The sequence below is a fragment of the Oleiphilus sp. HI0061 genome (assembly GCF_001635675.1).
The window spans coordinates 1-346 of record NZ_LWFE01000871.1 but is presented as its reverse complement, the minus strand read 5'-3'; the positions used below and the strand labels follow the sequence as shown (position 1 = coordinate 346).

At 43.9% G+C, this 346-nt stretch carries 1 protein-coding gene; it reads left to right on the top strand.

Annotated features, from left to right (window positions below; translation table 11 throughout):
• Positions 1-346: biopolymer transporter ExbD (locus A3735_RS10280; protein WP_197485832.1), on the top strand; the 346-nt coding region annotated here is incomplete at both ends.

Sequence of the window (346 nt, the reverse complement as noted above, 5' to 3'; positions counted from 1 at the left end):
ATACGAGTGTACTTGAGTTGAACTTTCCAACTCAAGACCAAAGCTCAGCTCAGGATGATGAGTCATTGCAGTTACAGGTAATGATTCTGGAAGATAAGTTGGTGGTTGCCGACAATAAAGGCGGTGTGATTAAGCAAATAGATAGTTTAAAGCGGAATTCAGTTGCAAATAATAGCTCTGACAACGCGGCCGTAAGTACTGGGGCTTACGACTTTGCGATGTTAGGGCAAGTGATGCAGGAGCTGAAATCGCGTATTCCGGAAAAGAAAGATATTACTGTCATGGCACGAAAAGACACTTCCTATCAGACCTTGGTGTCTGTGATGGATAAGGTGCGATCTTACCG